34 protein-coding genes and 1 tRNA gene are annotated in these 24,506 nt (G+C 32.9%); 19 read left to right on the forward strand and 16 right to left on the reverse strand.

Going from position 1 to position 24,506, the window contains the following annotated elements; translation table 11 throughout:
• Positions 1–11: 11 nt before the first annotated feature.
• Both C5F47_RS06730 and C5F47_RS06735 read right to left on the reverse strand, forming a co-directional pair.
• Positions 12–1,112: a hypothetical protein gene (locus C5F47_RS06730; protein WP_179360333.1), complete on the reverse strand. Its 1,101-nt coding sequence runs from the start codon at positions 1,110–1,112 to the stop codon at positions 12–14.
• Complete coding sequence (locus C5F47_RS06735) at positions 1,109–1,723, reverse strand: hypothetical protein (RefSeq protein ID WP_179360334.1); 615 nt, start codon at positions 1,721–1,723, stop codon at positions 1,109–1,111. Before C5F47_RS06735 ends, C5F47_RS06730 begins: the two co-directional genes overlap by 4 nt.
• Positions 1,724–1,865: 142 nt before the next feature.
• On the opposite strand from C5F47_RS06735, the gene C5F47_RS09815 reads away from it, so the two are divergent.
• Positions 1,866–1,997 (forward strand): hypothetical protein, encoded by a 132-nt coding sequence (locus C5F47_RS09815; protein ID WP_281361072.1) that lies wholly within the window; start codon positions 1,866–1,868, stop codon positions 1,995–1,997.
• A gap of 60 nt (positions 1,998–2,057) precedes the next feature.
• The gene (locus C5F47_RS06740) at positions 2,058–2,480 is read left to right on the forward strand and encodes a hypothetical protein (RefSeq protein WP_246271060.1); all 423 of its coding nucleotides are present in this window, start codon (positions 2,058–2,060) and stop codon (positions 2,478–2,480) included.
• On the opposite strand, the gene C5F47_RS06745 is transcribed toward C5F47_RS06740, so the two are convergent.
• A complete protein-coding gene (locus tag C5F47_RS06745; RefSeq protein WP_179360335.1) occupies positions 2,481–3,050 on the reverse strand; it encodes an NADPH-dependent FMN reductase in 570 nt (189 codons plus the stop codon).
• A gap of 104 nt (positions 3,051–3,154) precedes the next feature.
• Between C5F47_RS06745 and C5F47_RS06750 the strand changes: the two genes are divergently transcribed.
• Both C5F47_RS06750 and C5F47_RS06755 read left to right on the forward strand, forming a co-directional pair.
• Positions 3,155–3,694 carry an inorganic diphosphatase gene (locus tag C5F47_RS06750; protein ID WP_179360336.1) on the forward strand — a complete coding sequence of 180 codons (540 nt, stop codon included), beginning with the start codon at positions 3,155–3,157 and terminating at the stop codon, positions 3,692–3,694.
• Position 3,695: 1 nt separating this feature from the next.
• Entirely contained in the window at positions 3,696–3,950 is a 255-nt protein-coding gene (locus tag C5F47_RS06755) for a UBP-type zinc finger domain-containing protein (protein ID WP_179360337.1), read from the forward strand.
• Positions 3,951–3,977: 27 nt separating this feature from the next.
• Here C5F47_RS06755 and C5F47_RS06760 read toward each other — a convergent pair whose 3' ends face one another.
• Both C5F47_RS06760 and C5F47_RS06765 read right to left on the reverse strand, forming a co-directional pair.
• On the reverse strand, positions 3,978–4,538 hold the full coding sequence (locus C5F47_RS06760) for a TATA-box-binding protein (protein WP_179360338.1): 561 nt from the start codon (positions 4,536–4,538) through the stop codon (positions 3,978–3,980).
• Positions 4,539–4,542: 4 nt separating this feature from the next.
• Complete coding sequence (locus tag C5F47_RS06765; protein WP_179360339.1) at positions 4,543–5,475, reverse strand: transcription initiation factor IIB; 933 nt, start codon at positions 5,473–5,475, stop codon at positions 4,543–4,545.
• Between the two features lie 208 nt (positions 5,476–5,683).
• Between C5F47_RS06765 and C5F47_RS06770 the strand changes: the two genes are divergently transcribed.
• The gene (locus C5F47_RS06770; RefSeq protein ID WP_179360340.1) at positions 5,684–7,456 is read left to right on the forward strand and encodes a M3 family oligoendopeptidase; all 1,773 of its coding nucleotides are present in this window, start codon (positions 5,684–5,686) and stop codon (positions 7,454–7,456) included.
• A gap of 116 nt (positions 7,457–7,572) precedes the next feature.
• Here C5F47_RS06770 and C5F47_RS06775 read toward each other — a convergent pair whose 3' ends face one another.
• Positions 7,573–8,145: a hypothetical protein gene (locus tag C5F47_RS06775; protein WP_179360341.1), complete on the reverse strand. Its 573-nt coding sequence runs from the start codon at positions 8,143–8,145 to the stop codon at positions 7,573–7,575.
• Positions 8,146–8,286: 141 nt separating this feature from the next.
• On the opposite strand from C5F47_RS06775, the gene C5F47_RS06780 reads away from it, so the two are divergent.
• The gene (locus C5F47_RS06780) at positions 8,287–9,438 is read left to right on the forward strand and encodes a hypothetical protein (protein ID WP_179360342.1); all 1,152 of its coding nucleotides are present in this window, start codon (positions 8,287–8,289) and stop codon (positions 9,436–9,438) included.
• Here the strand turns inward: C5F47_RS06780 and C5F47_RS06785 are convergent, their stop codons facing one another.
• Complete coding sequence (locus C5F47_RS06785) at positions 9,439–9,990, reverse strand: pyruvoyl-dependent arginine decarboxylase (RefSeq protein ID WP_179360343.1); 552 nt, start codon at positions 9,988–9,990, stop codon at positions 9,439–9,441.
• A gap of 83 nt (positions 9,991–10,073) precedes the next feature.
• A complete protein-coding gene (locus tag C5F47_RS06790) occupies positions 10,074–10,265 on the reverse strand; it encodes a hypothetical protein (RefSeq protein WP_179361813.1) in 192 nt (63 codons plus the stop codon).
• A 159-nt stretch (positions 10,266–10,424) separates the two neighbouring features.
• Between C5F47_RS06790 and C5F47_RS06795 the strand changes: the two genes are divergently transcribed.
• The 6 genes from C5F47_RS06795 (at position 10,425) to C5F47_RS06820 (ending at position 14,074) form a co-directional block, all read left to right on the forward strand.
• Positions 10,425–10,498: transfer RNA gene (locus C5F47_RS06795), tRNA-Thr, on the forward strand.
• A gap of 71 nt (positions 10,499–10,569) precedes the next feature.
• A complete protein-coding gene (locus C5F47_RS06800) occupies positions 10,570–11,361 on the forward strand; it encodes a DsbA family protein (RefSeq protein WP_179360344.1) in 792 nt (263 codons plus the stop codon).
• A gap of 102 nt (positions 11,362–11,463) precedes the next feature.
• Positions 11,464–12,780 carry a DEAD/DEAH box helicase gene (locus C5F47_RS06805; protein ID WP_179360345.1) on the forward strand — a complete coding sequence of 439 codons (1,317 nt, stop codon included), beginning with the start codon at positions 11,464–11,466 and terminating at the stop codon, positions 12,778–12,780.
• A gap of 50 nt (positions 12,781–12,830) precedes the next feature.
• Positions 12,831–13,064, forward strand: a complete 234-nt coding sequence (locus C5F47_RS06810) for an Lrp/AsnC ligand binding domain-containing protein (RefSeq protein ID WP_179360346.1) — start codon at positions 12,831–12,833, stop codon at positions 13,062–13,064.
• Between the two features lie 33 nt (positions 13,065–13,097).
• Positions 13,098–13,388, forward strand: a complete 291-nt coding sequence (locus C5F47_RS06815) for a hypothetical protein (RefSeq protein ID WP_179360347.1) — start codon at positions 13,098–13,100, stop codon at positions 13,386–13,388.
• Positions 13,385–14,074: a hypothetical protein gene (locus C5F47_RS06820; RefSeq protein WP_179360348.1), complete on the forward strand. Its 690-nt coding sequence runs from the start codon at positions 13,385–13,387 to the stop codon at positions 14,072–14,074. Before C5F47_RS06815 ends, C5F47_RS06820 begins: the two co-directional genes overlap by 4 nt.
• Positions 14,075–14,082: 8 nt before the next feature.
• Here C5F47_RS06820 and C5F47_RS06825 read toward each other — a convergent pair whose 3' ends face one another.
• On the reverse strand, positions 14,083–14,541 hold the full coding sequence (locus C5F47_RS06825; RefSeq protein WP_179360349.1) for a hypothetical protein: 459 nt from the start codon (positions 14,539–14,541) through the stop codon (positions 14,083–14,085).
• A gap of 75 nt (positions 14,542–14,616) precedes the next feature.
• Between C5F47_RS06825 and C5F47_RS06830 the strand changes: the two genes are divergently transcribed.
• Together C5F47_RS06830 and C5F47_RS06835 are read left to right on the forward strand one after the other, a co-directional pair.
• The gene (locus C5F47_RS06830) at positions 14,617–14,961 is read left to right on the forward strand and encodes a hypothetical protein (protein WP_179360350.1); all 345 of its coding nucleotides are present in this window, start codon (positions 14,617–14,619) and stop codon (positions 14,959–14,961) included.
• A 321-nt stretch (positions 14,962–15,282) separates the two neighbouring features.
• Positions 15,283–15,603: a hypothetical protein gene (locus tag C5F47_RS06835; protein WP_179360351.1), complete on the forward strand. Its 321-nt coding sequence runs from the start codon at positions 15,283–15,285 to the stop codon at positions 15,601–15,603.
• Here the strand turns inward: C5F47_RS06835 and C5F47_RS06840 are convergent.
• Together C5F47_RS06840 and C5F47_RS06845 are read right to left on the reverse strand one after the other, a co-directional pair.
• Entirely contained in the window at positions 15,600–17,627 is a 2,028-nt protein-coding gene (locus C5F47_RS06840) for a thioredoxin domain-containing protein (RefSeq protein ID WP_179360352.1), read from the reverse strand. The two genes, C5F47_RS06835 and C5F47_RS06840, sit on opposite strands and share 4 nt — an antisense overlap.
• Before the next feature lie 42 nt (positions 17,628–17,669).
• Positions 17,670–17,903 carry a hypothetical protein gene (locus C5F47_RS06845; protein ID WP_179360353.1) on the reverse strand — a complete coding sequence of 78 codons (234 nt, stop codon included), beginning with the start codon at positions 17,901–17,903 and terminating at the stop codon, positions 17,670–17,672.
• A gap of 129 nt (positions 17,904–18,032) precedes the next feature.
• Between C5F47_RS06845 and C5F47_RS06850 the strand changes: the two genes are divergently transcribed.
• Genes C5F47_RS06850 through C5F47_RS06860 form a run of 3 tightly spaced genes read left to right on the forward strand, consistent with a single transcriptional unit; the run spans position 18,033 to position 19,522 of the window.
• A complete protein-coding gene (locus C5F47_RS06850) occupies positions 18,033–19,067 on the forward strand; it encodes an alcohol dehydrogenase catalytic domain-containing protein (RefSeq protein ID WP_179360354.1) in 1,035 nt (344 codons plus the stop codon).
• 36 nt (positions 19,068–19,103) lie between these two features.
• Positions 19,104–19,256, forward strand: a complete 153-nt coding sequence (locus C5F47_RS06855) for a hypothetical protein (RefSeq protein ID WP_179360355.1) — start codon at positions 19,104–19,106, stop codon at positions 19,254–19,256.
• A gap of 32 nt (positions 19,257–19,288) precedes the next feature.
• Positions 19,289–19,522, forward strand: coding sequence for a hypothetical protein (locus tag C5F47_RS06860; protein ID WP_179360356.1), 234 nt, complete (start codon positions 19,289–19,291; stop codon positions 19,520–19,522).
• On the opposite strand, the gene C5F47_RS06865 is transcribed toward C5F47_RS06860, so the two are convergent.
• Entirely contained in the window at positions 19,512–20,006 is a 495-nt protein-coding gene (locus C5F47_RS06865) for a hypothetical protein (RefSeq protein WP_179360357.1), read from the reverse strand. The two genes, C5F47_RS06860 and C5F47_RS06865, sit on opposite strands and share 11 nt — an antisense overlap.
• A 120-nt stretch (positions 20,007–20,126) precedes the next feature.
• Between C5F47_RS06865 and C5F47_RS06870 the strand changes: the two genes are divergently transcribed.
• Complete coding sequence (locus C5F47_RS06870; protein ID WP_179360358.1) at positions 20,127–20,375, forward strand: hypothetical protein; 249 nt, start codon at positions 20,127–20,129, stop codon at positions 20,373–20,375.
• 1 nt (position 20,376) lies between these two features.
• Here C5F47_RS06870 and C5F47_RS06875 read toward each other — a convergent pair whose 3' ends face one another.
• Complete coding sequence (locus C5F47_RS06875; protein ID WP_179360359.1) at positions 20,377–21,063, reverse strand: hypothetical protein; 687 nt, start codon at positions 21,061–21,063, stop codon at positions 20,377–20,379.
• Positions 21,064–21,166: 103 nt separating this feature from the next.
• Between C5F47_RS06875 and C5F47_RS06880 the strand changes: the two genes are divergently transcribed.
• Positions 21,167–21,370: a hypothetical protein gene (locus C5F47_RS06880; RefSeq protein ID WP_179360360.1), complete on the forward strand. Its 204-nt coding sequence runs from the start codon at positions 21,167–21,169 to the stop codon at positions 21,368–21,370.
• Here C5F47_RS06880 and C5F47_RS06885 read toward each other — a convergent pair.
• The 3 genes from C5F47_RS06885 to C5F47_RS06895 form a co-directional block, all read right to left on the reverse strand.
• A complete protein-coding gene (locus C5F47_RS06885) occupies positions 21,367–21,597 on the reverse strand; it encodes an Lrp/AsnC ligand binding domain-containing protein (protein ID WP_179360361.1) in 231 nt (76 codons plus the stop codon). The two genes, C5F47_RS06880 and C5F47_RS06885, sit on opposite strands and share 4 nt — an antisense overlap.
• A 65-nt stretch (positions 21,598–21,662) precedes the next feature.
• Positions 21,663–22,859 (reverse strand): tRNA pseudouridine(13) synthase TruD, encoded by a 1,197-nt coding sequence (gene truD / locus C5F47_RS06890; RefSeq protein ID WP_179360362.1) that lies wholly within the window; start codon positions 22,857–22,859, stop codon positions 21,663–21,665.
• Positions 22,856–24,460 (reverse strand): NHL repeat-containing protein, encoded by a 1,605-nt coding sequence (locus C5F47_RS06895; RefSeq protein WP_179360363.1) that lies wholly within the window; start codon positions 24,458–24,460, stop codon positions 22,856–22,858. Before C5F47_RS06895 ends, truD begins: the two co-directional genes overlap by 4 nt.
• Positions 24,461–24,506 lie beyond the last annotated feature (46 nt).

Here is a 24,506-nt window from a genome sequence, read left to right on the forward strand (position 1 = left end):
TTACAAATCACCTAAGTAATTTTTGAATATTTTGAATCAGATATAATTTCAGAAGAATGCATTTCATCTAGTTTTGATTTGGTTTGTTCAGATAGATAATCAGATAGTTTCTTGTCATATCCATCTTCATATTTTTTCTCAGGTTCCTCTACTCTTTCAATGACTTTTTCTACAATTCGCTCTACAGGTTTTTCCTCTACAACTACAGGTACTTTATTCTTGAATTTTCTAAAGCCGATTGCACCAATAATCAAAATGGGAATTATAATCAATCCAATTACTAGAGAATAGTTTTTCTCTACTTTGGCTGAAACTGTGACAGGACCATCAATGAATACTTGAGCAGTATTTCCATCATATGTAACATCTGCACCTTCCCATCCAGAAACTGAATTTAGAATTACTCCATCACTTCCTGCATCAATGCCAATTGGCACGGTTTCTCCCTGTTCATACCACCCACTTCCAGTAGTTTCCCCAGAGTCAGAAATTACATTGAGTTTGTATTGATATGCAGTAAAAAAGTCCACTTGATGATACTCATTTAGGGTTATTGGTGGAGTTGTAAATGATGTAGAACCATCATCATCTACATTCCAAAATTCTGCCTTGTCTAAAGACCAACCAGTGATTTCTTGTCGAACCTTGTTTGGTTCAATTTCAGTTGTCTTTTGAACATTCACTGAAACTTCAGTTCCTGCATCAAACCAGTTGTCATTTGTTGGTGAAGAAGGAAGAAAAGAAAAATCATTTGTTCCCTCTACACTTAGGGCATATTGAGTGACTGCTGAAAATACAAGATTATGGGAAGAATCAGTAGGGATTGTCAGGGTAAAATCACCTCTAGCAGTTCTTGAAAGCTTTACAGTCTCACCATCCAAAGTATAAGACACAAGATTAAACCGACTGGTTTCATCTTGAACCCAGGAATGATTCTGTGAGAGAGTGTATGTTTGTCCAGAAACTAATGGAACTTCATATGATGGAAGAAGGTTATTTTCAAAACTTACCTTTAGAGTATTTTGATTTGAAAATTGACCATATGAAAAATCACTTGTAAGACTAGCAAAAATTATAGTTAAAACTAAACCTGAAATAATCAATAGTTTCATGATTCAGATACCACCAATGCTTCTAATCCAGAATATTTTGAATCTAATTTTTCATTAATTTGATCAAGGGATTTTTTGTAATCACTGTTTAGTGTTTCATATTTTCCACGGGGAATCACATCAGAGTCAAAATCAGAATGCAGTTTTTTTAATGATTGTTCATATCCGTATTTTTTTGCTAATAATAAATAAAATTCATCAGAGATAGGCCAAGTATTTTTTGGTAATTCAAAGACATCACCAATAGGCTGTGAGCTCTCACCTCTAAAGCTGTCAATCTCTTTGATTTTTTGAAATCGGTATGCAGTCAAAATGTATCTAACATCATTTGATGCATATTTTAGCTTCTCAGCTAATCCACATTTTAAAAGAGACTTCTCTATGGTTAATCGAACCAAATCTTGTTTTGATTTGTCATGAGCTCCTGTTGTTTTTTCTGCTATTTCAGATAGTTTTACAGGTCCCATTTTTTCAGCACTTAATTCAGCTATTGCAAAAAGGATTTTTTGCGTCAGTAATTCCTTTGACACGTCTTCAAGATATTTGAAGCAATTTTCCTTTAGACTCTTAACTTTCATTATTCGGGCTATAAGATCCTCTTCACTAAGCAATTACAATCACCATTTCTCTTTACAACTGACTCTAAAGGGAATAGACATATTATTTTTGATAAAATCTCGATATTTTTTTGGGCGATTTTGCCTAAATTATACAATGAGGCTGGTTTAAAGGGGCCAAAATCAAAGAATACCAATGAAAGCCAGATTTAACGGCAAATGTGTAGAATGCGGAGATACAATCAAGACAGGGAAAGAGATTCTAAAAAACTCCAAAGATCAATGGGTTCACAAAGCATGTTGCGATTTAGAGGAAGAATTGCCCTAATCAAAATTGGTATAAATTAGTAATAAATTTTTTAAATGACTTTGAAAAACGAGTAATGAAATGAATGCAAAAACAAATCTTTTGTTAATGGCGTCTATTATGACAGTATTTGGAGCCCTAATGATTCCAGGAAGTATTTCTGCCGAATCAAGCCAAGTTACTGTAACTCCAATTAACGAAGAAGTTAGTTTAGAAAAGACAGTTACCACAATGAATGTTCCTGAAGATAATGAATTACCATGGGGAACGATCAGGGGAGGAGCATCAGATGTTGCTGAAAGATACCCAATCATCATTCAGTTTTACAAAGGAGAAGATCCAATTCACTTTGCCCAAGTAGACGCAAAAGGAGATGGTTCTTATGAATACAAGTTCAGAGTTAGAAATCTCGATTTGAATACAAATGAATTTGTCAATGTCTTCCAAGGAGAATATACTGTCAAAATCTACAAAGTAATTCCCAATACTAATGATTTAGTATAATCAATACGGAGTCCCAGACTCTCTCTTTTTTGATAATGCAGATACATACCATTCAAATTCATCTAAAAATCTAGAAATTCTTTGCTCATAATTATTATCCAATAACTTTCCATCATCATCAAATACTTCATGAACTTTAGAAATTGGGAATTGTGAAGAAATAGCTAAAGTGCCCATTTCAGCTAAAACCTGTCGGAGATGATTTCCTGCAGTAACACCTCCAAATGAACCCACAGAATAAGAAACAATTGCTGAAGGTTTGAAAAAATATTCTTCTAGAAAATAATCTAATGTATTTTTTAATGCTGATGAAATACTGTGATTGTATTCTGGAGTAATTGGCATATATCCATCAGCTTCTTTGATAATTTTTTGTAGTTGTTGTAATTTTTCTGACGGGGACTCCATCTCTTTGTACATTTTATCAAGCAAGGGTAAATCTAACTCCACAGGATCAACAAGAGATACAGAATGGCCTTTCTCTTCAAGTTTAGATACAATCCATTTTGCCACTTTGATTCCATTTCTCTCAGATCTAACAGAGCCCACAATAACTACAATTTTTGCCATGAAAAAATCACAATTACACATGATAAAAGATTTTTACTAAATTAAAAAGACCCAAATTCTTTCATAGAATTCATATACTGAATATCCAAACGAAGAGCTAGAAAATGAGTAAGAATTTTTGGCACGATATAGAATCAGGCACTGATGTTCCTGAAATTATCAATGCAATTGTAGAAATTCCAAAAGGTTCCATGAACAAGTACGAATATGACAAAAAACATAACATGATAAAATTAGATAGAGTTTTGTTTTCACCTTTTCACTATCCAGGAGATTATGGTCTAATTCCTCAAACATTATCTGATGACGGAGACCCACTTGATGCACTAGTTCTAGTAACAAATCCAACATACCCAGGAATTTTAATTGAAGCAAGACCTATTGGCCTACTCCAAATGAAAGATGATGGAAAATTAGATGACAAGATCATCTGTGTTGCAACAAATGACCCAAGATACCTGCACACTGCAGATATTACAGACATTGAAGACCATTATCGTTCAGAAATAGCACACTTTTTCCAAGTGTACAAAGATTTGGAAGGAAAAAAAGTGGAAATACTAGGGTGGAAATCAGCCAAAGAAGCCAAAGTTGTAATTATAGAATCTATCAAAAGATATAGAGACACTTTGAAAAAATATTAGCATGGCCAAAGAGTGCGACCATTTTTCTCAAGAAAACAAAGTTTCTCCAAATACTAAAAATTGTCAAGAGTGTGAGCAAGAACATTTACCAGTAGTTGCACTTCGAATGTGTCTTACATGCGGACATGTAGGATGTTGTGATTCATCGATTGGAAAACATGCCACTAAACACTTTGAAGAAACTGGCCATCCAGTAATGCAAGCAGTTCCAGAAAAAATCTGGAAGTGGTGTTACATTCATGAAGAATATTATTGATAAAAATTAAAAATTTAATTTAAGATTCTAATCGTAAACCATTAGTCCCTTTTCTTCAAGGAGAGCATGAATTTGGTTAACTGAACGATGAACATCTTTTTCAAGTTTTGCACCAACACACACCAATTTGCCTGATGCAAAAATTAGAATGACAGTTTTTGGATCAAGCATTCTATGAATCAATCCTGGGAATTGTTCGGGTTCATACATACTTCTAGGAAGTGTTCTTGCAGCTTGCTCCAAGTTTACCTTTCCTCCAAGATTGATTGAAGATACAATATTTTGAATTGAAACTATAGGATCATTTTTGATTTTGATTTTTCCTTTTCGTAAGATTTTCACCACTTCAAATACAGCAGTTTCTGCTAATTCCTGAGATTTTGCGCCTGTACATACCATTTTTCCTGAACCAAAGAGAAGTGTTGCAGTCTTTGGGTTTTTTAATCTGAAAACAGCCCCTGGGAATTGTTCTGGGTGATATTCTACAGCAGGGAATTTTTTAGTAATATCTACAAGGTCTAATTTTTGCTCAATTGTTGCAGAAGCTACAACATTTACAATTGCAATTACAGGTTTAGTTTGAGTCATTTTCTTATTTTCCTCCCATCATATCCATATTTTGGTCTAATCTCAAGCCTTTGTATCTATTTCTAATTGTTACTTCTGTAACATTTGCTGCCTCTGCAATGTCTCTTTGAGTTTTATCCTCACCATTTTTAACACAAGACAAGTATAGTGCTGCTGCAGCTAATCCCATTGGATCTTTTCCTGCAGATTCTTCATGAGCTTGAGCATCTTTGAGAACTTTAACTGCATATCGTTTTGTTTTTTCTGTAATTCCAATAGAGCTTGCAATTCTTGCAACACATTGTACAGGGTCTACAACAGGCATCTTTAGTTCTAATTCTTGGTGTAAAATTCTATAGCATCTTGAAATATCTTTTTTCTTTATGTTACCTGCATCTGAAACATCTTTTAGAGTTCTAGGAGTTTCTGTGTCTCTACATGCAGCATAAAGAGATGCAGCAATTAATGCAGAAATAGAACGACCCTTAACAAGTCCTTTCTCTAATGCTTTTCTGTAAATGTAAGATGCTTTTTCAATAACTGCGTCAGATAATGATAATTTGTCTTTTAATGTAGATAATTCACTTAATGCTTGTCTGAGATTTTTATCAGATGAAGCATTTACTTTACTTCTACTATCCCAAGTTCGTAGTCTTTCAATAGTACTCTTCATTGTAGAGGTTAATGGTTTTCCTGAGGAGTCTTTGTTCATTGGACTGATAATAGTTGCAAGACCTCGGTCATGCATTGCAAGTGATGTAGGGGCTCCTGTTCGAGTCGGATCTGCGCCACCTTCTTTTGAAAATGATCTCCATTCAGGTCCTGAATCCTGTAATGTTTCAGTAATCACATAACCGCATTTACCACAGAATCGTTCTCCGGTAACATTGTCAGTTAGCATGGAATTTTTTCCACAACGACCACAGGTCGAATCTGCATTGATTGTTTCTTGAACCATAAAGATTACTCCTTTTGTGCTATTCATTTCCTATATAAACGACTTATTTCAGGATTTTCAAGAAAAAGATCGAGCCTATTTTTTAGGAATGAATCTTTAAAAAATTCAAATTTTAACAAATTTCTCAAAAAATTCTAAAAATAAGAAAATATGAAAAGAATTCAAATCAGATATTCATTTTTTAATAGTTAGAAATCACCAGACTCAGATGTCATCATATCAATTAGGTAAATGGGATCTATCAGAATTAGCAAAAAATCCAAAAAGTCCTGCATTTCAAAAACAAATTCAAGAACTTGAACAATTAGCAAAAAAGTTTGAGAAAATTAAATCTAAACTTAATCCAAAAATGTCATCAAAACAATTTATGAATATTCTTAAACAAGTAGAAGAAATTTCTGAAAAAATGAGTAAGATTGGCGGTTATGCATCTCTATCATATTCTTCAGATACCCAGTCAGATGAAGCAACATCATTAATGACAACAATGTCAAAACTTGGTTCTGAAATTTCAAACAAGATTTTATTTTTTGATTTATGGTGGAAAACACAAGTTGATGATAAAAATGCAAAAAGGCTCATGAAAGATGCTGGAGAAATTACCGAATACCTATCTCATAAAAGACTATTTGCAAAATATGCACTTAGTGAACCTGAAGAAAGAATCATCAATACCTTGGATGTGACAGGAATTTCTGCACTAGTAAAACTGTATGACAAGATAACAAATTCTTTTGAATATAAAATGAAAGTTGGAAACAAATCAAAAATTATGACCAGAGAAGAACTAACAAACTATGTCAGAAGCACAAATCCAAAAATTCGAGAGACAGCATACAAAACAATTCTTTCAAAATATTCAGAAAATAAAGGAGTTGTTGGAGAGATTTATCAAAATATTGTTCTTAATTGGAAAGATGAAGGTATCGAGATTAGGGGATATAAATCTCCAATATCAATGAGTAATATTGGGAATGATGTAGATGACAAAACAATAGATTCCCTCCTCTCAGTATGTAAGAAAAATTCTCCAGTTTTTCAAAAATTCTTTGCTCAAAAAGCAAAGATGCTAAAAATGAAAAAACTTCGCAGATATGATTTGTATGCTCCATCTGCTGCTAACATTAAAGAGAAAAATTATTCATATGATAAATCAGTAAAATTAGTTTTTGAATCACTAGGAAAATTCAGCAGTACTCTAGAAGGATATGCAAGAAAAGTATTTGATGAAAATCACATAGATTCAGGAATAAGACAAGGAAAGCGAGATGGAGCATTTTGTAGTACTCTGACTCCAAAAATTACGCCATATGTCCTAGTAAATTTTACCGGTAAATCTAGAGACGTATTCACACTAGCCCATGAATTAGGTCATGCTGTTCATAGTCAAGCTGCACAAGATAGATCCATCCTTGTTCAAGATGCACCATTGCCCCTAGCTGAAACAGCATCAACTTTTTCAGAATTACTCCTGTATGATAATTTATCAAACAAAATTTCAGATGATGAGAAAAAAACCATGCTATCAGAAAAAATAGATGATCTATATGCAACAATTCTAAGACAATCATTTTTCACAATCTTTGAAGTCGATGTCCATAAACAAATCGGAGATGGAACTACAATAGATAAGATATCAAAAACATATTTGAATAACCTCAAAATGCAATTTGGGAATTCTGTAAGCTTGACAGATGATTTTGCAATAGAATGGAGTTGTATTCCTCATTTTTACCATACTCCGTTTTACTGCTATGCATATTCTTTTGGCAATTTACTAGCTTTGTCTTTATTTCAGAGATACAAAAAAGAAGGTAAAGACTTTGTTCCAGCATATATCAGCATTCTTGCAGCAGGAGGTTCTAAAAAACCAGAAAAATTACTTGCAGAATATGGATTTGACATTACCAGTCCCAAATTCTGGCAAGAAGGATTTGATTATGTCAAAAACCAAGTAAAGACATTATCATCATTAAACTAGATTTTTAGAATAAATGGGGCCGACAGTCCAACGCATGGACTGCCGGCTTGTTCCCCGAACGGTTTGAATTCGATGTCAATTCAAAGACAATGATAATCCGATTTAAACCTTTGAAATTATTTTAAATCTAATTTTTTAGGTTTGATCTTTCTAATAGAGCCCATCAAAATTCCAATGGTAATGCCTAGTTGATACAGGAAGTATAGTAAGACCTCAAAGGTACTAGGAGTAAGATCAGTAAATCTACTGACAGCAGTCAATATCAAAATTAATGCACTGAAAACAAAAACAAATCCTTTGGTAATTCCATTAAGATTTGTAAATTTCAACAAAACAAAACTCATTACAGTTACAGAAATTGCCAACACAGTTAGAAATCCCGTATTCATCCCAAAAATCAAGAAGAGAGATGATGCAACTTCTCCAGGACTATTTGCAGAGAGAGTAGACAAACTAATTTTTTCTGGAGAGGCAAAACGAGGAACACTCAAAATTGCATTTATCAAAAATAGAACAAACATGGTAACAGATACTGTTTTGACGTGGTTTTGTAGACGAGGAAATCTAACTAGAATTGCCCTTCCAAGTATAATTCCTTGGAATAACCCAATTCCAAATGCACACAATACCGCAATTAGTTGAATTACAGGATGTAGGAAAAGATCAACTAAAAATGGAATTAGTGCCATATCATATGGATATCACATTCATAGTGATATTAGTTACGAGATAAGGCATTCTTATTAAGAAATTAAAAAAAGATATCCAAAACAGAGTCGTTATAACAAAATAAGAGTAAATTTAATAATTTCATTTTTAGAATGGTACACATGCAAAAAATGATTTTCTCATTAGTTGTTTTAGTAACTATGATTGGAATTACAACAAATTTTGCATATTCTCAAGAAATTAGTCATTCCACATTTCAAGAAACTGCACAGATAGTGATAGACAAAACAATTTCACAAAATGTTACAGCATCAATAACATTGCAAAGTACAAGTATTCAAGAAATAAAAATTCCTGCAGAATTAGAACAAGAAATTAGAACAGATCCTAGAATCAAAGCAATCATCTTGACAAACCAAGATCAATGTGTATTAGGAGTGGTTGATGAATCATGCATAATGATTAATGTAATTAGAAATCCTGATGATAAAGGAATTATTGCAATTCAAGATTCAACAAAAGAAATTTCTAGCATATACATAGATAAGATTAATCAGGTTTTTGATACCAATGCCAAATTTCATTCAGTTTTTCTACATAGTGATGATGTATCAAACCTAGCACTAGAAACATCAGGAATTATTTCAGGAAGAGGTATGATTTCTGCAGTGTACACATTGCCAATGGAAGATACAAGTTCCATGTATGAAAAAATCTCAGGAATCCTACTGCCAAAAATAATTAGAGAGAGTGGAGGATTTTATGATGTTGCTAAAAAATTATCATCAGATGAAAATTCAAAAATGACCTTTTCATGGATTCCATTAGATTCAAAATCACTATTACAACTAAAATTATCAGTAGACTATCCAAACAAAGCATCAGACATTTCAAATATCAAACCATTAGAATTTCTCAATATAGAAAATCTACAAAGATCAGATTATTTCAGTACTGGATTTTATCCACTAAACTCAATCATCCAAGTTGTCATTTTATCCTCTGAAAACACCAATGTTTCAGATGTCAGAGGCAACATTGTACCAACACAAACCATAGATAATGAAGAAATCCCAACAGACATTACAAAAGAAGGGTGGGTTTTTGATCCTCAAGAAGGACAAAGAATACAAGGCAAATATATTTTTGGTGAAAAATTATCTGTGAGTAATCAAGAACTAGAATTTTCTTTAGGTGGAATTAATCTACAAAAAGAGAAACAAGAATTTGATGAATCAATTGTAGTTGTAGTAATTATCACCATAGTTGCAATAGCAGCATCACTGTTTTATCTAAAAGGATACAAAAAATAATTACAATAACAAAACTGCAGCAGCAAAGACAGTAGTCCATTTTCCATCTTTATCGCCTTTTGTAGCTTGAGTAATGTTATGAGTGTTGTAAATTTCTCCTGAAATTGACCATTGTTGTCTTTTTTCATTCCATGCTTTATCAGCATCAAAAGGAATTCCTAAAGATGATGCAAGCATTTGTGCTGCAATATCCTCAGCATAATCACCAGCTTGAATTTCATTTTGTCCAAAGGCCTCATATTCAGAAAGATACCCATATCGTGTAGTATCCTTTGGTTGAGCAAGACCTACAGATGCAGAACAAACTCTATGAGGTTCATTTGTTTGATTTTTTGAATAAATTGTAAATAGAATTTGTCCAGGAGAAATTTTTTTCAGTCCTTCTTTTCTAGAAATTAATTTTGCTTTAGGTGGGAATATACTTGAAATCAATACAAGATTAGTACCTGCAATACCAGCATCTCTAAGAGCATATTCAAAACTAGTCAATCTATCTTCGTGAACGCCCTTTCCTTTGGTAAGAAACAAATTTTTTGCAACTAAATCTAACATTTCTGAATTGTTGATAGATAATTATTATTTATACTTTAATTGAAACATAGGCTGAATTTTTAAAATTAGATTTTTAAGATTGATCAATTTTTCCTTTTTTTCTTTCTTTTGTCAGGATCCTTTTTGACTTGTGTCAAATAGATAAATGCGAAAAATGCACCTAATCCAATATTTATGACACCCATGAAAGTGATCATTAGAGTCTGTTGAGGTCCGGCAACAGGAGACAATCCAATAATAATACCAAGAGACCCAGTTGCAAAAAACATTATCATCAAAAACTTGACCCTAGTAGGTTCGATGTATCTCAATACAAGTATCAAAAGACAGGAATATTATAAACTGACGGTGAATTTAGCGATTTTCGAATAAATTTATTTTCAAACCAACCACAGGTAACACTTTAAACCTTCAAAAATTTCATTTTACTTCGTGCCAATGTAGCTCAGCCTGGTAGAGCAATTGATTTGTAATCAATAGGTCATGGGTTCAGATCCCGTCATTGGCTTTTAATTTTATAAAATTTTAATTCAAGATTTGGCAATACGAATAAGTATGCTGGATTTTGAATAAATGAAAATGAGTTCTGATGAAGTTAGCAATCAAAAAGTTACAGTCAAAAAATCAACATTTAATGGATTGATTTTAGGAGTTATCATATTAGTAGGAATTGCTTCATTCTTTGCAGGATCATATACATCAAATTTAAATTCTGACCAAATTTCAGAGCAAGATCTTGAAAAGGCATTATCAAAATTAGAATTGAAACTCTTACAAAATCAATTACATACAAAACAAGCAGTAGCGCCAGTAAAAATTTCAGCAGATGATGATCCAATCATAGGAGATTCAAATGCACCTATCACAATAATAGAATTTTCAGATTTTCAATGTCCATTCTGTGCAAGATTCAACTCCCAAACATTACCCGCAATTCTTGATGAATATATTGAACAAGGCAAAGTGAAATTAGTTTTCAGAGATTTCCCCATTCAGAGTATTCATCCAAATGCATTACCAGCATCAGTTGCAGCAGAATGTGCAAATGATCAAAACAAATTCAAAGAAATGCATGACATATTGTTTGAAAAACAAAGTGAATGGAATAAAATGGAAACAGCAGCAGTATTATCATTGTTTAGTCAATATGCATCTAAGATGAATTTAGACCAAGAAGTATTTGACTCGTGTTTAACAAGTGGCAAACACATTGAAGAAATCAAAAAAGATCTTGAAGATGGAAGAGATTATGGAGTCACTGGAACGCCAGGATTTTTCATCGGTAATGATCATATAGGATTTGTAGAATTGAAAGGAGCCCAACCATTTGAGAGTTTCAAAAAAGTAATTGACGCTCAATTAGATGCATAAAAAAATAACAAGCGTTTATTAGACCACAAACGGCATTGAGCATCAGAATAATGACGAGTGGGCAATGAGCTTTTTCGTCATTGCCAAAGAGAAAAAAACAAAATGACAAAATTTCAAGATTTAGGATTAAGCGACGATGTGCTGAAAGGAATTACTGATCAAGGTTTCGAAGAAGCATTTCCAATTCAAGAAGCAGTTATCCCAGTACTACTTTCAGGAAGAGATGTTGTAGGACAAGCACATACAGGTTCAGGAAAAACCGCAGCGTTTGCACTATCCATGTTAGAAGAGATTCAACCAAAACAAGGAATTCAAGGTTTGATCATGGCACCAACAAGAGAACTTGCTATGCAAATTACCGATGAAATCAAAAAATTTGGAAAACATACAGGAATCAGAATAGCTACAGTGTACGGCGGACAAGGAATGGGAATTCAATTAGATGCCTTGCACAGAGGAGTTGAAATTGTTGTTGCAACTCCAGGCAGATTAATTGACCATCTCAAAAGAGGTTCAATTGAACTGAGAGATATTTCTCACATTGTTCTTGATGAAGCAGATACCATGTTAGATATGGGATTCGTTGATGATATTTCATTTATTTTAGATTTAGCACCCGAACAAAGAGTAATGTCATTGTTTTCTGCAACAATGCCAACAGAGATTTTAAGACTTTCAGAAGAATATTTGAATAATCCAAAACAATTCTTGTTAGATGCAGATGATCTCAGTGGTGAAGGAATTGACCAATCATATTTAGTAATCAAAGACAGAGACAAATTCAAGTATCTGATTGACTTTATCAAGCCAATTAAAGGACAAATTATTGTATTTTGTTCAACTAAATATAGAACTAGAGATGTTGCAAAGTTTCTCCATCAAGAAAAATACAATGCAGTAGCTATTGAAGGAGACATGTCACAACACAGAAGAGAGCAATCCATGGGTAAATTTAGAAGCGGTAAAGCAGACATTCTTGTTGCAACAGATGTAGCATCAAGAGGAATTGATGTACCAAGAGTAGAACTAGTAGTAAATTACGATGTACCAAATCAAGAAATGGCATACTTCCACAGAATTGGAAGAACTGCAAGAGCAGGTGCAAAAGGAAGAGCAATAACATTTGTTTCATATTCATCAGTAGGAGATTGGAATCTAGTCAAACGTCAAATCAAAGTTCCAATTACCGATTTAAATAAAGAAATGGGAATTCAAATCTCAATTCCAGACCCACTAAAAAGACAAACACCTTCAAGAAGATATGGCGGACAATCAAGATCCAACTATTCCAGAGGAGGACGTTCTGGTGGATATGGAGGTTCTAGAAGAGGAGGAAATCCAAGAGACGACAGAGGGGGTAGAAGAAGAAATGATAGAGAAGGAAATAGAAACAGCTACGGCGGACGTAGTAGATGGTAATACTGTAAAACTTAAAGACCTGAACAACGTAATTAATTCAAGATAAACCAATGCACAAAGGATTCATTTTATTAAATTGTGACTTAGGGGCCGAAGAATACATTGTAGATGAATTAAAACAAATGCAAGATATTACCAACGCATATCTTACTTTTGGGGCATATGATGTAATTGCAGAGATTCAAACTGAAAATCAAGATGGATTTGAAAAAGTAATTGCAACCATTAGAAAACTTTCAAGAGTGGTCAGTACAATGACACTAAATGTCATAGTTCCCGAATAATTGTTATATGAGTAAATTCAGGATTGTTTCAAATTGCAGAAAATTGATTATGAAGGAAAAGTTTGGGTACTAAACTATAACAATCCAGAACCCCTACTAAATCACGCCATTCACATGCTTGAAAGACACGGAGTAAAACGTGAAGATATGGAAATTACAGAAACACCAACTGCAAAAGTAGGCGCAATCGTAGTAGAAATTTGGCCATATGAACTTGTTATCGGAAGAGTCAGAACAACTAGAAATGACTCTTTTATCAGTGGTACAGAATTTTTAATTGAATTAAAATTAGATGAAGATGGGAATTACATAGATTATCTTTGAAGAAAAATAAAATACAGAATATTTCAATTGTTGCAATAGGAGTTATCATCATAATTGCAATCATAGCATACAATTATTCGGCAGATCAAACAAAACAGAAAGGATTTCAATTTGGAAATGAGCTTGCACAGATCCAAATAGATGTTGCAGAATTACAAACCAAATTTTATTCTGAAAAAACCAAATGGGATGAAGGAGACATTACTAAAGAAGAATTGTTAAATTATTATGAAAAACACATAGCAGAATTTGAAAAAATAATATCAAGATACGATGTATTAGACACACCAGAATTGTTTGAAAGTTCAGTTGAATTATTCAAGATTTCATCTGAAACACAATTGGATAGCGATATTGAATATATCAAATGGATTACAACAGGAGATGAATCAGCAAAAGTAAGATCAGACACACAGATTCAAGAAGCATATGAATATGAAAATCTAGGATTGGTAGAATTTCAACTAGCTAAAGCTGGAATTATAGAATTTGATGAGGCAGATAAATTTTCACCTCCAGATAATGTACTAAAACAAAAAGTGCTTCAAATATCAGAAAATAAAAAATCAAAGTGTGATTTAGAATTCAAAAATGAATTGAATGAATTTGATTCAGATGAACTTGAAGTAGAGTGGTTTAACTGCTTTAATGAGGCTGAAAAGTGGAAGAAAGACCATCTACCATAAATTAAAAATCAAAGTAACTCAGAATTTTTTAATTTTTCCAATATTTCAAAGAGTTCTTTTTCTAAAGCCTTCTTTTCAAGAGGAGTAGGAGTTGAAAAAGTAATAGGAAATGCAATTGTTAGCATATCTTGATCAGTATGAGAAATTCTTACTGAATGAGCATCATGATTAGTATCATTCATGAATTTTTTCCATTTTTGTAAATGGGTGTTTACTCTAGTAACTTGTTCTTCAACGTTAGTTAACGAAGTATCCAAATCGGTATCAAATAGTCTAAACTTTACAAGCGGAACCATCATCACCCCACCTGAAATTTTATCATGGTTTTTCAGCATAGATTCTATAATTTCTTCAGATTTTTCTTTAGGGAAAATTTTGCCATAATCAGGATCAAAATATCCAGCAACCAGTTTTTTGGAATCATATATTCGAAAAAAATCTTCATCAGAATCTAATTTCCACAACAATTTGAAAATAATTCATGAATAAATAAACGATTAATCAAAGACAATTAAATAAACTAGAAAATTAAGAAAAAACAGATGGCAATTTCTAAAGAGAACAAAGATTTCATCGATAGTTTGATTGATTATTACATTAGTGAATCAGAATCATACAAACAGATTGCAGAGAATTTTGTTCCAGAAATTGAATCAGTTCCAGATACAGCATTTGGAATAATTACAGGATGTGTATATTCAGGATTTTTGCAGGCATGCCAAAATCAGCAACAAACACCGAGTTTAGATGATATGAGAGAATTTAATGAAATAATTAAAGAAAGAGCCGCATTAATCAAAAAAGCAATCCTGGATCCCGCAAAATCAGATACAGTTAATCAAGATACTAAAACCGAGCCTGAAAAGCCAGACTCGGAAAATAATTAAAAAGAGTGCCCAAATGGGCACCCATTATGACTCCTGTTGGACTGGTCGTACTATCGCAGGTGTATGAATACAGTTAGTATGCGATAACAAACAGTAGTAATTTTGTATTAAAACACTTACGTAGAAATCATCAGTAAGTTGATTTCAAAAAGATGAAAATTAGCACAGTTTAATTCCAACTATCAAAAATAACCACTATGAATGTAGATGGAAGTAAAATTATCTTTTTTTTAGGAGTGGCTTCAGCAGTTGTAACAGCAGTTGTTGCATTGTATTTTTCAATTCGTTAAAGATAAATCATCATTAAACCTGAGCAACATCATGTCAGATACAAATGAATTCAAAATTACACAAATTGTTGATAATGGTCAAATAGTACAACTATCACTAGTTGAAAATATTTCAACTGAACCTATCTCCCAAAAACAGATGATCATAGAGAATGTTTCAAACAAACTTGATGCAGAAACCAAAGAGCAAGTAATGCCATTATTAGAAGCAATTTTACAAGCACAGCCAACAGTTAATGTAAAAACATATCAACAAACTCAAATTACAATCGGAATGCCAAAAGGAAGATATGACAACATGGGAAGACCTCAAGTTGGGAATATTATAGAAGTAGATTTAAAGAAAGTCTAAAGATTTGAATTTATTTCTTCAATAGTGCGTAATGGTAAAGAGCAAGTAAAATCTTTACAAACAAAAACCGAAGTTTTGTCTTCAAATAATTTTCCTGCAAAGAAAGGATATTTTGAAAGAGAATCTAGTTGAGAAGGATTTTTTATTGTAATTAAAATTGAATTTGGTAAATAATCTAAATTAAGAGACTCGCAGATTTGAGAATTTTCAGAATTGATAACCGTAATTTCTGTAGGTTTTTGAATATACATTGTAATTGTATTTAGTAGATATCCAAATCCAAACGGATTTTCAGCAGCCATTTGTGCCTGAGATTCCATTATTTTTGTAGTAATTTCAAGAAAACTTTGTTCTTGTGAGAGATGATATAATCTGAGCATCACAAATGCTGATACAGAATTTCCCGAAGGCAAAGACAAGTCATAATTACTCTTAGGTCGAATAATCAGTTTTTCATGATCATCAGAAGTCATAAAGAAACTATTATTTTCAGAATCCCAAAAGTGATCAACTAAATGATGGCCCAATTTTATAGAGAGTTTGAGATATTTCTCATCAGGTTCAATTTCAAATACATCCAATAAGGCATTGATAAAATAAGAATAATCTTCCAAATAACCATCAATTTTTGCCACATCATTTTTGTAAGTTCGTAATAGTTTTTCATTTACAATTAAATTATTTTCAATAAAAGAGATACAATCTTTTGCAGCATTTAGATACCTAGCATCACCAGTAACACGGTAGCCCTTTGCAAAAGCAGTAATCATCAAAGAATTCCAAGACACTAAGACCTTATCATCTAAACCAGGAGGAACTCGAGTGGAACGGACTTTGAGTAATTTTTCAGAGCATGAATGTATTGTTTTTTTAACCTCAGATTCAGACACACCAAAATTAAATGCAACTGTAGAGATATTGAGATTGTTACATAGAATGTTATTTCCTTCCCAATTTCCACCATCAGTTACATCATAGTACAAACAAAATAGATCTGCATCGCCTCCAAGAATTTCTTTAATCTCACTTTTCTTCCAAACATAGTACTTTCCTTCTATCCCTTCTGAATCAGCATCATATGCAGAATAGAATCCATTTTCTGGAGAAGTCATTTCACGTAAAACAAAATCAAGTGTTTTTTGTAAAACTTCAAGGTAAAAAGGATCTTTTGTTATTTGATAAGCTTCAGCATAGTTTACTGGAATCAACGCATTGTCATAAAGCATTTTTTCAAAGTGAGGAACAAGCCATTTTGCATCAGTTGAATATCTAGAAAAACCTCCTCCAATTTGATCAAAAATACCACCATTTGCCATTTTTTTCAGTGTTTTAAGCGCAAATTCATTGAATTTATTCAAACCAGAAAGTTTTGCATATCTAAAAAGAAATGACACATTTGCCGCGTTTGGAAATTTCGGAGCAGAACCAAAACCACCATACGTTGCATCTCCCAATTGGAATAGATTCATGGCAGCCTCATCTAGAATTGTCCTCTCTAACTTTGAAGGAATTTGAATTGCTTCTGCTTTGTTTAATGCACCAAGAAATCTTTCTGCAGAATTTTCAATGTCTTTAGGTTTTTCTTTCCAAGCTTGTGAAAGTTGTCTGCAAATACTTCCAAATCCGGGACGGCCATAAGAATCCAAAACTGGAAAATATGTTCCAGCATAGAATGGTTTTTGATCAGGAGTTAGAAAAATGCTTAATGGCCAACCACCTTGACCTGTTGCTATTTGACAAACTTTTTGATAAATGTCATCAATGTCAGGTCTTTCTTCTCGGTCAACTTTGATATTAATAAAATTCTCATTCATAAACTCTGCAACATCATCGTTTTCAAAGGATTCATGAGCCATTACATGGCACCAATGGCACGAGCTGTATCCGATACTAAGAAAGATAGGTTTGTTTTCATCTCTTGCTTTTTTTAATGATTCATCATTCCAACCATACCAATTAACTGGATTGTTTGCATGTTGAAGTAAGTAAGGACTACTTTCATTGATGAGATTATTTTCAACCATAATTTTTCAGATTTGTTTCAATATTAGTACCTAATTAGGAAATTAACTCCAAATCCCTTTGCCTTCAGTTAGTTCATAAATTCGGACATTGATTTTTCCAAGTAATTTTACTTTTGATTTATGAGCCTTTTTGTCATGACTGTAATCTTTTTTCTCAACTAATTCTTGTAGTCGTTTTAATTGTTCCAAAGAGAGTTTTTTGAATTCATGTTTTGAACTAGTGACAATTTGTAACAATTTCACTCTTTCACGATCCTCATCAGTGATTTCAGGCATATTTTTGATATTATCAATTTTGCAAATAAATCTTAGCGTAAAAACAAGATAGGCCTATTGCTTAGGATAAACCAATAAAATCTAAATAATTTAACGAATCTTAAAATTTCGTGACGAATCTACCAGATCATGGAAAAGATGCGAGCCATGGTATTAGATGAATGTGCGAAAATAGAAACAAACCCATTGAAATTAACTGAAATAGATAAACATGAAATTAAAAGATCAAACGAGATTTTATTAGAAATTGAGGCCTGTGGAGTGTGTCATTCACAACTTCATGGAATAGAAGGAGATTGGAAAGATATTGGCATCCCTCCAACATTACCAACAGTTCCAGGTCACGAAGTTGTAGGTAAAGTAGTACAGATAGGAGACAGTGTCACAAAATTCAAAGTGGGAGACAGGGCAGGAATTACTCCATTACTAGAAGCTTGCAAAGAATGTCAGTATTGTAAAGAAGGAAAAGAATACCTTTGTGAATCATCAATCATTACAGGAGAATCTTTCAAAGGAGGATATACAGAATACATCACAGTGGTTGAAGATTTTGCAACCAAAGTTCCTGAAAACATGAAAGCAGCATATGCTGCTCCATTATTTTGTGCAGGAATTACAGCATACAAAGCAGTGAAAGCAGCAGAACCAAAACAAAATAAAAAAATTGGAATTTATGGAATTGGCGGTGTAGGACACATGGCAATACAGTTTGCAAAAGTAGAAAATTGTGACGTGATTGCATTTTCTAGATCTCAAAATCATCTTGATGTTGCAAAGAGATTAGGGGCATCTGATGCAATGGTATTTTCTGAGAATCAGCAAGAATTTCTAGATAAATTAAAAGAAACACACGGGTTATTGGATGCTGCCATAGTATTTGCCCCAGCAGATATTGTAACTGATACTGCCATCAAATCAGTAAAGAAAGGAGGATTAATCGTCATCGCCACAGTAGGAGAAAATCCAACATTTATGGCATTTGAAGAAAAAACTATTCGTGGAACACTTATTGGTTCTACAAAAGATATGGAAGAAGTAATCAAAATATGCGATAAAGAAAATATCGAGGTTATTTTTCAAACATTCCCATTAGAAAAAGCAAATGAAGCTCTCAAGAAATTAAAAGATTCAGAAATAGAAGCAAGAGCAGTATTGATTCCTTAATCCTTGGCTTAAATATTAGAACAATATGTTTTTTGTATGAATTGTAACAGATGCCATCATACTGATGAAGCCCATAGTAAAAGTGAAAATAACAATTCACTAATGAGGGCAGGAAAATGTCAAATCCCAACATGCACGTGTCAGCAATATTTAGATCCTATTCAAGAAATTGATGAAGACCTTTTGTAACAATTCATATATCAAAAAAATTTTAGATAATCATGGACAAGCACAAACCATCAGAAGAAATGATAAAAGATTTAGATAATTTACTATCAAAGCTAAACGCTATGGAAATTATTGCATCAGATGAATTCCAAAAAAATTCAATAAAAATACAAAGAGCTCTAGTTGAAGGTCAAATTCATACAATCAATGAATTTCAACATATGAAAAAGGCATTAGATTTACTAACACTACAATTATTTGAGGTTCAAAACAAAGTTAAGAATTAATTTTTGTGTCACTCAATCCACAACCCGTACATCTAAACAATGTTGATTTCTCAAGAACTTTTTCAGGTTTCATTTCAGCACCACAGCAAAGACAGGAGATTTTTTCAGAATCTGTACTTTCAGATGATCTTACAACATAATCAGGTTTTGTTTCAGGAATATCAGCAGCATTGCAAAGAGGTTTGTAATGAGTTAAAATTTTGCTAAATACGTTTTGTCTTTTTTCTGCACTAGATTCGAATAATGGCAAAATAGCCAAATAGAGAGATTTCTCTGAGCCAGATTTTTCAACCCAGCATTTGTAGTTAGGATTTTGTTCAAAAAATGCCTTGTCTTCAGTCTTTTCGCAGTCACCAATATAGATAATATTGAATTTGTCTTTATCCCTAGAGAGGATCAAATAGACTAATTTTTCCATTGGAGGCCCCCATTCTTTTAGAGGAATTGGCCCTAGAAACTCATATTGAAGAATTTGAATGCTCATTATAGGTATTTTTGACTACTTTCTTTTCATCTTTTCTCAAAAAAATCCCTAGTGCCACAAATTTGATCGCAAAAGTTCAACTTGAAAAGATTAAATTCAAGAGTTATGGATTTTCCGTAAATGAAAGACCCTCACAATTATGCCAAAGTGGGATACTCCATGATTGCAGTAGCTGGAAGTTTAGCAGCGATAGGTATCATAGCACTATTTACTGCAGATGATGTGTTATTATCAGATAATATTTCAAGAGATAAAACAGCTCATTTTGATGCATGCAAAGAAAATGATTTCAAAACAGATGGTTGTGAAAAATACTGGGACAGAATTAATAACAAAGCTTCAGGAATTTACGTAGATCTTCCAGAATAAATTAAAAACCACGACTAAAGTCTTCAAGCATATTTTGATTTTTAGTAAGGCGATTCATAGCAAAAAATGCTCCTCCAACAATTCCTGCTTGGTAAAAAGTATACAATAAAACTCCAGATGAGGTAGGATCTGATTTTGTAAAACTTAGTACAAGCATTGTGAAAAAAACAAAAGTTCCAACGAATGTAACAATTCTATTAATTATTCCAGTATTCATCCCTACAATTCGTTTTGATGCACCTGCCATCAAACCAATACTGGTTATAATTAGAAAAGTTGCACCACCGTTTGCAGAAATAAAACTATCAACCCATGGAATTAATCCATCCTCTAAAATTGCAATATCAGGCATTATACTACCTCCATTAATTGCAAAGTTTACAGAGCTGAACATCCCACCTATAACAAAAAAGAATAAGAATATTTTTACAATTGATCTTTTCAATGGACTTCTAATTTCTGATGGACTAACAGCTCTTTCGGTAATTCGAACACCATAAAGGAAACCTACAGCCATTGCTGGGATAAACATGATATTGATGAGAATTGGAGATTCTCGGTTAATTTCCTCAATTTGTGGATGAAAAATCAGAAATAGAATAATTGCTAGTAATGCTGCTGAACCAAATAGAATCAAGCCTAAATGACTATGAACACTTGATTCTTCATAATCATTCCAATTAGACATTTTATCACATCAAAAGAAAATAATTAAAAACCAAATCCGAAAATCATTTGGTCAAATTATCAATTCTGTTTACCCTTTTTTAGGGCAAATAAGGAGATAAACTATGAAGGGAGGGAAAACCCTAATAATCATAGGAGTCATTGTAGGAATTTTTGGCTTTATTTTTCATTTACAGGGTCAGTCAATATTAGGACCAGAATCGTCATTCATGTATTCTAATCCAGATTGGATTACATATGGAATTCAAATTATAATTGTAGGAATAATAATTTTAGCCGCAGGGTTTTTGGTAATTAAAAAAAATTAGTTTGTCACTCTAAGTGTGATGGTACTTCTAATTTTTTCTAATTTTCTAATTTTGGATGTAATTATTTCATTTATTTGAGAAGGGGAATCAGTTACAAATTCTGCTACAATATCATAGCTGCCATAAGTTATCAAACAATTTTTAATTTCAGGAATTTCTTTTAATTGAGAATAAAGAGATTGCTCTTCTCCAATTTCACAACTAATCAACATGTAAGCTTTTTCCAACTAAATCATATTTTCTTAAAAAAACACCAACTTAAAGACACCGAAGAAATGATTCTCTAAGAGATCTAAAATCCGGCAAGAATTGGATCTGTAGGTTTCATAATTTCTCGTAACAAAATTGTAGCAAATGAGCCTCTAGACAATGAAAAATCTACAACATTACCATGTGCAGAGTAATCTGTACAATGAATTGCAGCTTGTCTAAAACCACCTTCGCTACTTACTTCTTGCATTTCTTTAATGAAGAAATCTTTTGGAGTAATTTCTTCTTGTCTCAAGATTTTAGAGATTTGAAAATCAAATCTTGTTTTTTTGTAATATGAATAGCCTACAAAGGGCAATGCCAAATTTTGATCCATTCCTTTAACATATTTCCCAATTATGCTATGATTATCAAAACAAACATCTCCAGATTCAGCCTCAAACAAATTTTCACCATCTTGAAATGCAGAACTCAAAGACTGATTAAAAATAAAAGACTGGTAAGCTTGTATGTAAAACCGTCGCAACGAGACAGGGATTGCTCTAATTGCACGGATAGATTCACCATGTTCAATCATTTCTTTTAGTACAATTCTTTCAATATCCATTTGAACTGGAACTTGATCAAAATATTGCTTATAGTTATTCTTATCAGACAATTTTTCACGAATTTCGGTATTTTCTTTGGAATCATATGAAGATGTAAAAGACAAGATTAAATCGATGACTTTATCAAAATCCCTATGCAATATGGCCTTACCAATTAGATGAGTAACAGGTCTTTGAGAACCAAATCTTTGGTATCCATAAAAATTGAGAATTTTATCATGCTCTGTAAAAGATTCCAATCTATTTTGACATTCAGAGATTTTTAAAGTGAAATGATTGCCAACCATATCTTTTTTTGATAATTGTTTTTTTACAAACCCAATTTTTTCAAGGGAATATTTATCACTAGAAAAATCATCTACAGGTTTACCTTTGTGTCCGGAGCAAACGAATTGTTCTGTAATAGCTGATGCATCTTTTAACCCAAGAGATTTTAGGCGGACTCCGGTTTTTCTAAAAATTCCAGATAATGCATGGTTTGTATCAATCTTTTTCTTTTTTAGTTTGTATACAGCATATCCATCTTTATCATTGATTGATTTTGTTGCTTTATCTGAAAGTAATTCAGTTACTTTGAAATCTTCAGGTTCAACTCTAATCTTCCCTCCAATCCCATCAAACTTTGTACTGTATACAGAAATGCCAATTTTAGAATCTATGTTAGGTATCACTCTATTGTCACTGTAACATATTTGCTGATTGCAACATCAGATAATTGAGCCCCAAGTAGAACTTTGTATGTACCGGGTACTGCATCTTCAGATGCATATATTGTAAGAGAGATTGGACGGGGAGCATCAAAATCTAATTGGAATGATTCAGGATAATTCTCATTCAATTCAACATTCAAAAAGTCATGAGTGGAGGATAGAATTAACGAAACACCCATTAGATCTTTTTGAGACGTGGATGAAACTACAAAGTCAAAGTCTTTGGAATCCCCAGAAGTTAGCATCAGAACGTTTGAATCCAATTGGATTTCCAGTGGCAAAGGAATAGAAGTATCAACTACACCAATATTATTTTCAACCCATTCAGTAAACCAGATTTTGTCACCATCAACAGTGAAATCAAAGATTTGTGCAAGACCACAATCAGCCAACATCATTCCTGTTCCAGGATCACAGTCACCCCAGTTAGGATTCTTTGAAGGTACATGGTATTCTACTAGAGATTGAGAGACAGGATCCATTACAGAGATATTATTTGCTGTTTGTTCGTTGAAAACAATTCTTCCTTGATCATCAGATTCAATCCAATAAGGTCTAGAAATAGGAGTCTTTACAATACCAGTTTGATTTCCATAGGTACTCAACAAAGGATCAGCCGTCACATATTGAATAAATTTTTCAGTCATAGGATCAAAGCTAAAGAATGATGATGAAGTAGTGTCTGCCAACCAAACAGTTCCATCTTTTCCTACAACTGCACCATTAGGAGTAAGAAGAGACACGGGTAATTGGTAGAGTTCGATAAAATCAATTAATGGAAGATATTGTTCGCCAGAAGTTGCAACAGTATTACGATATCCGTTTTGATCAAACTTTACTAAAACTCCTCCTTGTTGAAATAGCCAATTTGTAAACCATACATTGTCGTCTTCATCTATTGCAAAGTCTGCAGTAACAGAATCATCTACAGGAGAAGGAATACTAAGATAATTTACATCCTCACCAGATTGGTTAGGATCTAAGAAAGTGAGTTTGTTTCCAGTAAAGTCATTTACAATAATTTGAGAACCATCAATTCGTAGTTTTTGAGGTAAAGAATCACCACCCTCTGAAGGATATGCTATTCTATCATACTTTTCATCTAAAGTAGAAAACTTCCAAACAGAATCAAAAGATTCATCAGTATACCAAATTGAGCCATCAGGAGCATAATCAATTCCCCACATCATAGAACGACCTCCAGGAGGCCACAATGGATTTTCATATTCAGTAAAGGACTCAAAGTTTGGATCAAATTTTACTATTTTACCAGTATTAGTTTCTGCAAACCAAACATTCCCATCATAATCAGTAGTGATTGCTAACGGATTGGTACATTCTGTAGGAATCGAATATTCTTGAACATACTTTGTAGACTTTGCATCACCTGAACCGCAGAATTGAGCTCGTTGTTCATCTGGGAAATTATCAGCAGGAGTTCCAGTAACCGAAACTTCAGGAGAATCAGAATTAGGATCCATACCAGGCATTACTAGCATAATGGTTGATGAAAGTAAAATAAATCCAAAAAATATAGTTACGATAACTCCCTTTTTCTTCATATTACAAAAAATATGAAGCCTTGTTATATCTTATTCCAAGAATCAG

This window comes from Nitrosopumilus cobalaminigenes, from assembly GCF_013407145.1.
GTDB lineage: Archaea > Thermoproteota > Nitrososphaeria > Nitrososphaerales > Nitrosopumilaceae > Nitrosopumilus > Nitrosopumilus cobalaminigenes.

Bases quoted from the DNA above. Each gene is read 5' to 3' on its own strand.
- C5F47_RS06730 (WP_179360333.1), bottom strand. From the start codon at position 1,112: ATGAAACTATTGATTATTTCAGGTTTAGTTTTAACTATAATTTTTGCT.
- C5F47_RS06830 (WP_179360350.1), top strand. From the start codon at position 14,617: ATGGCAATTTCTAAAGAGAACAAAGATTTCATCGATAGTTTGATTGAT.
- C5F47_RS06865 (WP_179360357.1), bottom strand. From the start codon at position 20,006: ATGAGCATTCAAATTCTTCAATATGAGTTTCTAGGGCCAATTCCTCTA.
- C5F47_RS06840 (WP_179360352.1), bottom strand. From the start codon at position 17,627: ATGGTTGAAAATAATCTCATCAATGAAAGTAGTCCTTACTTACTTCAA.
- C5F47_RS06760 (WP_179360338.1), bottom strand. From the start codon at position 4,538: ATGACTCAAACTAAACCTGTAATTGCAATTGTAAATGTTGTAGCTTCT.
- C5F47_RS06765 (WP_179360339.1), bottom strand. From the start codon at position 5,475: ATGGTTCAAGAAACAATCAATGCAGATTCGACCTGTGGTCGTTGTGGA.
- C5F47_RS06845 (WP_179360353.1), bottom strand. From the start codon at position 17,903: ATGCCTGAAATCACTGATGAGGATCGTGAAAGAGTGAAATTGTTACAA.
- C5F47_RS06855 (WP_179360355.1), top strand. From the start codon at position 19,104: ATGAATTGTAACAGATGCCATCATACTGATGAAGCCCATAGTAAAAGT.
- C5F47_RS06770 (WP_179360340.1), top strand. From the start codon at position 5,684: ATGTCATCATATCAATTAGGTAAATGGGATCTATCAGAATTAGCAAAA.
- C5F47_RS06850 (WP_179360354.1), top strand. From the start codon at position 18,033: ATGGAAAAGATGCGAGCCATGGTATTAGATGAATGTGCGAAAATAGAA.
- C5F47_RS06805 (WP_179360345.1), top strand. From the start codon at position 11,464: ATGACAAAATTTCAAGATTTAGGATTAAGCGACGATGTGCTGAAAGGA.
- C5F47_RS06750 (WP_179360336.1), top strand. From the start codon at position 3,155: ATGAGTAAGAATTTTTGGCACGATATAGAATCAGGCACTGATGTTCCT.
- C5F47_RS06895 (WP_179360363.1), bottom strand. From the start codon at position 24,460: ATGAAGAAAAAGGGAGTTATCGTAACTATATTTTTTGGATTTATTTTA.
- C5F47_RS06810 (WP_179360346.1), top strand. From the start codon at position 12,831: ATGCACAAAGGATTCATTTTATTAAATTGTGACTTAGGGGCCGAAGAA.
- C5F47_RS06740 (WP_246271060.1), top strand. From the start codon at position 2,058: ATGAATGCAAAAACAAATCTTTTGTTAATGGCGTCTATTATGACAGTA.
- C5F47_RS06860 (WP_179360356.1), top strand. From the start codon at position 19,289: ATGGACAAGCACAAACCATCAGAAGAAATGATAAAAGATTTAGATAAT.
- C5F47_RS06775 (WP_179360341.1), bottom strand. From the start codon at position 8,145: ATGGCACTAATTCCATTTTTAGTTGATCTTTTCCTACATCCTGTAATT.
- C5F47_RS06790 (WP_179361813.1), bottom strand. From the start codon at position 10,265: ATGATAATGTTTTTTGCAACTGGGTCTCTTGGTATTATTATTGGATTG.
- C5F47_RS06875 (WP_179360359.1), bottom strand. From the start codon at position 21,063: ATGTCTAATTGGAATGATTATGAAGAATCAAGTGTTCATAGTCATTTA.
- C5F47_RS06835 (WP_179360351.1), top strand. From the start codon at position 15,283: ATGTCAGATACAAATGAATTCAAAATTACACAAATTGTTGATAATGGT.
- C5F47_RS09815 (WP_281361072.1), top strand. From the start codon at position 1,866: ATGAAAGCCAGATTTAACGGCAAATGTGTAGAATGCGGAGATACAATC.
- C5F47_RS06780 (WP_179360342.1), top strand. From the start codon at position 8,287: ATGCAAAAAATGATTTTCTCATTAGTTGTTTTAGTAACTATGATTGGA.
- C5F47_RS06745 (WP_179360335.1), bottom strand. From the start codon at position 3,050: ATGGCAAAAATTGTAGTTATTGTGGGCTCTGTTAGATCTGAGAGAAAT.
- C5F47_RS06880 (WP_179360360.1), top strand. From the start codon at position 21,167: ATGAAGGGAGGGAAAACCCTAATAATCATAGGAGTCATTGTAGGAATT.
- C5F47_RS06870 (WP_179360358.1), top strand. From the start codon at position 20,127: ATGAAAGACCCTCACAATTATGCCAAAGTGGGATACTCCATGATTGCA.
- C5F47_RS06755 (WP_179360337.1), top strand. From the start codon at position 3,696: ATGGCCAAAGAGTGCGACCATTTTTCTCAAGAAAACAAAGTTTCTCCA.
- C5F47_RS06785 (WP_179360343.1), bottom strand. From the start codon at position 9,990: ATGTTAGATTTAGTTGCAAAAAATTTGTTTCTTACCAAAGGAAAGGGC.
- C5F47_RS06800 (WP_179360344.1), top strand. From the start codon at position 10,570: ATGAGTTCTGATGAAGTTAGCAATCAAAAAGTTACAGTCAAAAAATCA.